We start from the raw sequence: 7971 nt of genomic DNA on the forward strand, positions 1-7971 counted from the left end.
ATCTTTATGCGTTATAACCCTCTTGGTAGTAGTGGCATTAATGTGTCACGCGTGTGCTTAGGCAGTATGACGTGGGGCGTACAAAATAATCAAGCTGATGCAGATGAGCAAATAGCTTACGCCCTAGACCAAGGTGTTAATTTTATTGATACCGCTGAAATGTATGCCATTCCCCCTACCCCTGATACTTACGGAAAAACAGAGCAAATTATCGGAAACTGGCTGTCACGCAATCCAAGTAAGCGTAATGATATTGTAGTAGCAACTAAAATTGCAGGTAATGGTCTATCTTGGGTGCGTGATGGTGGTGATATTACACGCCAAACGGTGGTCAGCGCCGTTGATGAATCATTGAAACGCCTGCAAACCGATGTCATCGATTTATATCAATTGCATTGGCCAAACCGCCAGTCGCCTCACTTTAGCAAACAGTGGCCTGGCATGATCCGTTTTAGTGATGCCAACACACAGCAGCATACCGCCAGTATGCTAGACATCCTGGAAGGGTTAAATGACTGTGTTAAAGCCGGTAAAATTAAACATTGTGGCCTATCTGATGACACACCTTGGGGCATAAGCCAGTTTTTACGCTTAAGTGAGCAACACAATTTACCGCGCATGGTGTCAATTCAAAATGAGTTTAGTTTATTACACGCGAAAGATTGGCCTTATTTAATCGAGCAATGTATTCATGAAGATATTGCCTACCTGCCATGGTCACCACTTGCAGGCGGTATGTTAACGGGTAAATACTTAAATGGCGCTCGCCCACAAGGAAGCCGCTGGACCTTAGTACAACGTAATGGTTTGTTCCGTGATACGGCGCAATCACAGCAAGCAATTAGTCACTATGTGGAAATTGCCCAGCAATACAAACTAACTCCAGCACAGTTGGCACTAGCATGGTGCGATCAAGTTGATGGCGTTACCTCATCGATTATAGGTGCAACCAGTTTAGCGCAATTAAAAGAAGACATAGACGCGTTTAATATCGAATTAAGTGAGCAAGCACTCACCGACATTGATGCAATCTTTAGACAATACCCTATGCCGTTCTAAACAAAAAAGCCCAATCAATAACATTAATTGGGCTTTTTCCTCTTTATTTCTTCCTAACAACGGCGTTTGAGCCATAAACAAATAACAAAGTATTATATTTTATTATTTACAACAACCATTACCAGCCTTTGGTAGCACAAAATACTAGTTGTTGTATACTCGAAAGTAAGTTGTTAACAAGTAAGTCATTTTATTATGCGAAGCGTGTATTACATTATTACTTTATTTTTTTACTTCTCAAGTAACTACGCGCATGCAAATCGCACTAACACCATCACGGAAATTACCTGGCTACAAAGCAATAACCCACCTTTTCACATAAATAAAAGCACAAAAGCCCCCAGTGGTGGGCTATGCGACTACATAACAAAAGAGCTTATAAAGCAGTTACCTAATATTAAACATAGCTATGCAATTGTGCCGCAAAAACGGATTGGTAAATACCTTGATGACGGCCATGCTGCATGCTTTCCTTGCATGATCCATCGTCAACAAAGCACAAATAGAGCTGCATATTCAATTCCAACAACAGTCTACCCAGCGTTTGGTGTGATCGCTATACCTAAAAAAGCGCAACAAATAGCACATCGCCATGGCGACCCTGTACAATTGGTCAAGCTTTTAAGTGATCAAACATTTATTTTTGGCAAGAGTGCAGCCCGTAAGTTCACACCTAAATTAAATAAGATTGAATATAATACAAAAGTCTACGAAAATGCGTCGTTAAGCTGGAGTAGTGACAATGAAAGTGGCGCAGTTATTTCCAGACTTAATCATGGTTATATAGACTATACAATCGACTACCCATTTATGGCTGATTACTACAACCGCTTTAGTGATCTTGGTAATGTCACGACTTTAGCAATTGCAGAAAAAAATAATAATATAGTGCTTGGCGCAATTGGTTGCTCAGCCAGTGCGCCAAATAATTTTGCTAATAATGCACTGCACCTAATTAACCATGTATTACAGCAAAAAATATTGCCATCAGAGCAATACCAAGCTTCACAACGTCAATGGCTTGAAGCAACGTTCCCTGACTTTGATATGCAATATCAACAGCATGTATTAAACGTTAATCCGCAAGCCACTCCTGCTCCAGCAACAGTTGAGAACCCAGATAAAGTTGAGCATTAAACTCACTGCCTTTTTTGACTTCACCGACGCCTGCGGGCGTGCCAGTCATGATGATATCGCCATCTTGTAAGCTCATAAATTGACTAATTTCAGCTAGAATATCCTCTGCCTTGTTGATCATTAATTTACTATCACCTTGTTGCTGTATACAGCCATCAATCGTTAACGTGAAACTAAATAACTGCTGCTCATCGGTAATTGGCACAAACTCACTAAATAATGCAGAACCATCAAATGCTTTAGCCCGCTCCCATGGTAAACCTTTAGTTTTTAAATGTGTTTGCACTTCTCGCTTCGTTAAGTCTAATCCTAAGCCTACTGCGCTTAGTTGATTATTTTTAACGACGAAACAAAGTTCAGTCTCAAAATGTAACGTGTCATGATTATGCTGACTCTTTAATTGTTCACTGATAGCACTGTTTGGTTTTGTAAATAACAACATTTCACTGGGTGTTTCATTTCCCAACTCAGCAATGTGCGCTGCATAATTACGACCAATACAAATAATTTTATTGGGTGTAATCAACTGCCCTGCAACTTTAACAGTATTCATTTCAAACATTCCTCCTACGTATGTGTTGTTGCTAATAATGGTGATAAGTTAAAGATTTTAACAAAAATTATCATACATTAATTCCTATATTTGACACTAAAAATGGAGATAAACAACAGCTTAGCAAATAATTATGATTAAATATTCTCTATAATAACATAAACATACCAATTAGCCGTAGGTACATAAACCAATAACTATTGACGATTGTTTTACTTTCTACTAACTTAATGTAAGCGGTTACATAATTAAATCGGGTTCGGCGGTTTTTTTTACAACTAAATGTAAGCGCTTACATTAGACGACAAACATAACAATAAAACCAGATCTGGAGATTTGCATGAACCACACACATTTCAAGAAAAAGCAGCTTGCTATTAGCCTATCCATGGCTATGGGTTTAAGTGCGCTAATTCCCCATACCGCTGTCGCCGAAGAAGAGCCCGCAGCAAAAACAGATATGGAAGTAATTCAAGTTTCAGGTATTCGCGGCAGCTTAGTTAAATCAATGGATATCAAACGCCAATCTGTCGGTGTTGTAGACGCAATCACCTCAGAAGACATTGGTAAATTTCCAGATACTAACCTTGCTGAATCGCTGCAACGGATCACTGGTGTATCAATCGACCGTAGTAACGGTGAAGGCAGTAAAATCACCGTGCGTGGTTTTGGTCCTGAATTTAACTTAGTGACGTTAAATGGCCGTCAAATGCCAACCACTGGCGGACGCTCATTCGACTTTGCAAACATCGCAACCGAGAGTGTTAGCGGCGTTGAAGTCTACAAAACAGCTCGTGCAGATATTCCAAGCGGTGGCATTGGTGCCACTGTTAATATCAGTACCGCAAAACCATTGTCTAACCCTGGCATGCATGCCTCAGTAGGCGCAAAGGCAGTACACGACACATCAAATGAAACTGGTAAAGACATTACTCCTGAATACTCAGGTATTTACAGCAACACATTTAATGATGATAAATTCGGTATTCTAATTTCTGGCTCAGTGCAGGAGCGTGATAACCGCGAGCAATCAATGGCGGTTGATAACTGGATCCCTAATGTTGATATTTCAGCATCTCCTGGTTTATCACTCACCGATAACAACCAACGTGCTGACGGCACAACATGGTATCCGCAAAATGCCGGTTATGCATTTTCAGATAACACCCGTAAACGTACCAATGGTCAGCTAGTGCTGCAATATGCGCCATCAGAGAAGCTTACTGCAACGCTTGATTACACCTATTCAAAACTTGAGTTTGAAAAAGACGGTCGTAGTTTTGGTGTGTGGTTTAACAACGGTGGTAACGTAAATTCAGCGAACATCAATGAAAATGGTACTTACACACAGGTAAGTGAGTTTGGTGGTGATTATTCAACTAACTTAAATCGTGGTGCAACAACCAACGAGAATAAATCACTGGGTTTAAACCTTGATTGGCAAGTGACTGATAACTTCAACATTGAGTTTGATGCCCATAATTCATCAGCAGAAAGTGCAGGTGTAGGTCTTGGTCATGATGCATTTATGATCATCGGTAACACGTCATGTGATTGGTGTGAAAACCCAACCGTTAATATTGATGAAAAAATGGCTGACTTTAGCCAAGGCGAAATCCCGCTGATCGATATGACTTTAACTAATGGCCAAGCGGAATTACTACCAAGCGATATGGGGAGTTTATTTGCCGGTGTAAATAAAGATACAAACACCAACGACCTTGATCAATACCAACTAAAAAGTACTTGGTATAACGAAAACAGTGGTGCCCTATCAAGCATCAACTTTGGTGTATCACATACTAAAATTGAATTCAGAACGACTCAAGCCTACTCAGAGCAGTTAGCTGCGGGTTGGTGGTTAAACTCAGCCGATTGGTATGACGACAGCTTATTTACTCGTGTTGACAGCTCAGGTTTACTTGATGGTTTTTCAGGTGGTGGTAACGACAAACTCCTTAACTACTACTACGATGCTGACTTTAATGAAATTGTAGCCATTGCAGAAAGTATAGACTGTGATCACCCTGATGGTGGTATTGGTGCATGTAGTTGGCCAGCTGATGTAAACGGTAAAGTTCAATCAGGTCCAATTGATAATGATCACCGCGTAAGCGAAAAAACCCTATCATTCTACACGCAAGCAAATTTTGAAACTGAGTTTAACAACATGTACGTCACTATGGCGGTTGGCTTACGTTATGAAAAAACAGATGTAGAAGCTCAAAGCTTAGAAAAACCAGCTGCAGGTATGACATGGGTAAATGGTAACGAATGGTCATATAACTTTGGTGAGCAAACCTTCTCAAATGGCGAAGGCAGCACTAGCGAATTCTTACCGAACTTAGATATTAATGTTGAAGTTGCGCAAGATGTTATGGCGCGTTTCTCTTATAGCCGTACCTTGGCTCGCCCTCCTGTAGGCTCACTGCGTTCAACTACTTCATTTTTAGGTAACCCTAAGGTTGGCCAACGTAAAGTAGCTGTTGGTAACCCAAATCTAAAACCATTTGTATCTGATAACATTGATTTATCACTTGAATATTACTACGGCGAAGGCAGCTATATGTCGGCGGGTTATTACCGTAAGCAAGTGGAAAACTTCATTGTGAATGTCACAACGCAAGAAACCATGGGTGATATTACTGACCCATTCATTGGTGAGCGTGCTGAGCAAGCCCGTGAAGATTTAGCAGCCGAAGGGGTTACGCCTTCTGATCAAGCGATTCATGACAAAATTAATGAAAACCAAGGCACAGCTCAAGGCACGGGCATCACAGGTATTGGTACCGATCCACTCGCTATCTTTGATGTTGCCCGCGATACTAACGTTGAAACTGGTAACTTATGGGGCTGGGAACTTGCTGCACAACACATGTTTGGCGACACTGGATTTGGTGTTGTTGCAAACGCCACCTTCGTATTTGGTGATGTAGAAGCAGATCGTGACGCAGTTGGTTACCAATTCGCACTACCAGGGTTAAGTGACTCAGCTAACTTCTCGGCAATTTATGACTTAAACGGTTTATCAGCGCGTCTATCGTATAACTGGCGTGATGAGTTCTTAACTGGTTTTGATCAACATTCATCGCCTATATTTACTGAATCTTACGGTCAGTGGGATATCAACGTGAACTACGCAGTCAACGAGCAGCTAACGGTGTTTGTTGAAGGCTTAAACTTAACAGACGAAACGCAACGTACTTATGTTCGTTACTCTGAACAGTTATTACGTGCTAATCAGTACGGTGCCCGTTATAACATTGGTTTCCGCTACGCTTTCTAATATTTTGTTGTCAAAAAGCCGCTGCAAAGCGGCTTTTTTTTGCTACGATATTTATACCCTCCCTATTGCAGGGTATATGACTTAATTTGGTAATTATTAATGGCGACATCCGCGATAAATCATATCATTATAATTGGCGGCGGCAGCGCAGGCTGGCTCAGCGCAGGGCTTATTGCAGCTCAAGGACATCTGACTCACAACGCTAAAGTTACCCTTATTGAATCGCCCGACGTGGCCACTTTAGGTGTTGGTGAAGGCACATGGCCAACCATGCGTAAAACCTTAAAAACCATTGGCATAAGTGAAACACAATTTATTCGTGAATGTGATGCCTCATTTAAACAAGGTTCACGTTTTGATGGTTGGTGCGATGATGAAAGCAATGGCCACAGAAACGACTTTTACTATCACCCCTTTAGTTTACCTGTTGCCTATCAAAGTCTAAATATAGCCCCTTATTGGTTTGCTCAAAATGAAGCCGTTAGTTTTAGCCATGCAGTAGCGAGCCAAACTTATTTTTGCGATCACCACAAAGCACCTAAAACACATTTACACAGTGACTACCAAGCACAGGCAAACTATGGCTATCATTTAGATGCTGGAAAATTTGCGCAACTATTAATGCGTCACTGTGTTGATAAGCTCAATGTCAATCATCTACTCAGTCATGTTGATGAAGTTATCAACGATGAAGAGGGTTATATAAGTGGGGTAAAAACTCGCGATCACGGCCTGATCACCGGCGACTTATTTATTGATTGCTCAGGCCATCATGGCCGCTTAATTGATAAGCACTATCAAGTGCCATTGGAAACCCAAGAGCACATTCTATTTAATAACCGCGCGGTGGCTGTGCAAGTCCCCTACACGAACAGTGAACAAGCGATCCTTTCTTATACTAAAGCAACGGCGCAAGATACTGGTTGGATCTGGGATATCGGCTTACAAACACGCCGTGGTGTCGGCATGGTTTATTCTAGTGAATATGAATCAAACCAAGGCGCCAAAGATAAGCTGATAAATTATTTAAAAGCCACACAAAGTAAGCTTGATGTAAGCCAGTTAACTATCCGCGAATTAAGCTTTAAACCTGGTTACCGCACACAGTTTTGGCATAAAAACTGTATTGCTATTGGTATGTCAGCAGGCTTTATTGAGCCGCTGGAAGCCTCAGCTTTGGTGATGGTGGAACTGGGCTTAAACACACTACTGGCAAACTTTCCAACTCACCGTAAAGCCATGCCTCTGCTCAGTAAACGCTTTGATCAACAATGCCACTATCGCTGGCAACGCATTATTGAATTTTTAAAACTGCACTATGTGTTATCAAAGCGTAGTAGTGACTATTGGCAAGCACATAGAGATGCCAACACAATACCGCCGTCGCTACTTGATAACCTTGCACTATGGCAATATCAAAGCCCTTGGCTTAATGATTTTGACCGTGCTCAAGAAGTGTTTTCAGCGGCGAGTTATCAGTTTATTTTATATGGTATGAAACATTTACCAGCATTTCCAAAAATGAACATGCCAGCAGCCGTTATTGAACATTTTACTAATAATCAACAAGCTGCAAAACAAGGATTAGATAACTTACCCACTAACCGCCAGTTACTGGAACATATTCAAAGGTTCGGTTTACAGCCTATTTAACTTAACAGATGTAAGTGAACCAATTGAATTAACCTTATTTAAAATCAGGAGGCCATATGGCCAACCATGTTTTACTTGATAATATTAGCCACCAAGAATTAAAAGTGATCACCGAACGTGGTGCGAAATGGGGCGATAATATCAGCTGCACAGCTATTTACCCGAGTGAGTTTACTAAAGTACAAGCTAATCAGCCCATCGTATTTCGTAAGCACCCACAGTCAGGGCAGTTTGAAGCCTTAGCCTTATTTGGCTTTGAAAATAGCGAAAATTTGCTACTCGA

6 protein-coding genes are annotated in these 7971 nt (G+C 41.1%); 5 read left to right on the top strand and 1 reads right to left on the bottom strand.

The annotated features are described in order from the left end of the window. Window positions 1-6 precede the first annotated feature (6 nt). Window positions 7-1059 (top strand): aldo/keto reductase, encoded by a 1053-nt coding sequence (locus V7783_RS16975; protein WP_335679729.1) that lies wholly within the window; start codon window positions 7-9, stop codon window positions 1057-1059. A gap of 195 nt (window positions 1060-1254) precedes the next feature. Continuing rightward, entirely contained in the window at window positions 1255-2196 is a 942-nt protein-coding gene (locus V7783_RS16980) for an ABC transporter substrate-binding protein (RefSeq protein WP_335679730.1), read from the top strand. On the opposite strand, the gene V7783_RS16985 is transcribed toward V7783_RS16980, so the two are convergent. Then, window positions 2135-2749, bottom strand: coding sequence for a fumarylacetoacetate hydrolase family protein (locus tag V7783_RS16985; RefSeq protein WP_335679731.1), 615 nt, complete (start codon window positions 2747-2749; stop codon window positions 2135-2137). The two genes, V7783_RS16980 and V7783_RS16985, sit on opposite strands and share 62 nt — an antisense overlap. A 340-nt stretch (window positions 2750-3089) precedes the next feature. Here V7783_RS16985 and V7783_RS16990 point away from each other — a divergent pair, with 340 nt between their 5' ends. From V7783_RS16990 to V7783_RS17000, 3 genes are all read left to right on the top strand, one after another. After that, entirely contained in the window at window positions 3090-6035 is a 2946-nt protein-coding gene (locus V7783_RS16990; protein ID WP_335679732.1) for a TonB-dependent receptor, read from the top strand. Window positions 6036-6134: 99 nt separating this feature from the next. After that, complete coding sequence (locus V7783_RS16995; protein ID WP_335679733.1) at window positions 6135-7688, top strand: tryptophan halogenase family protein; 1554 nt, start codon at window positions 6135-6137, stop codon at window positions 7686-7688. A 56-nt stretch (window positions 7689-7744) separates the two neighbouring features. Then, window positions 7745-7971, top strand: a 227-nt coding sequence (locus tag V7783_RS17000) for a SapC family protein (protein ID WP_335679734.1), incomplete at its 3' end; no start/stop codon positions are given.

The sequence above is a fragment of the Pseudoalteromonas sp. genome (assembly GCF_036960685.1).
In the GTDB taxonomy this organism is placed as follows: domain Bacteria; phylum Pseudomonadota; class Gammaproteobacteria; order Enterobacterales; family Alteromonadaceae; genus Pseudoalteromonas.